Source organism: Hymenobacter crusticola (genome assembly GCF_002154225.1).
GTDB lineage: Bacteria > Bacteroidota > Bacteroidia > Cytophagales > Hymenobacteraceae > Hymenobacter > Hymenobacter crusticola.
The window spans coordinates 1-372 of record NZ_MTSE01000145.1; the positions used below are offsets into that span (position 1 = coordinate 1).

At 62.1% G+C, this 372-nt stretch carries 1 protein-coding gene; it reads left to right on the plus strand.

Translation table 11 applies throughout. The features are described from left to right. A partial coding sequence (locus BXP70_RS30260; RefSeq protein WP_218779913.1) for a hypothetical protein occupies positions 1-372 on the plus strand: 372 nt, incomplete at both ends.

Here is a 372-nt window from a genome sequence, read left to right on the forward strand (position 1 = left end):
GAGCCGCCCGAACGAGCGTAGAACACTTCGTCGCCTTCACCAAGCCGGACTACCTGTTCAAGCCCTTCCATCAAACGGTATGTGACTTTTTAGACCGGTTCGAACGGCGCGAGATTCGCAAGATGATGGTGTTACTGCCGCCCCAGCACGGCAAGACCGAACTGGTGACCCGGCGCTACACGGCCTACCGGCTCGGTACCCAACCCAACACGAAGATGGCCATCTGCTCCTTCGGGGCGGAGATTGCCGAAGGCTTTGGCCGGGACGTGCAGCGCATTATCGACAGCGACGCCTACCGGGCCCTGTTTCCGGGCACTCAACTGAGTGGTTCAGGCGCGACCGGCACGGCCCTACGCAACGCGGCGCAGTTCG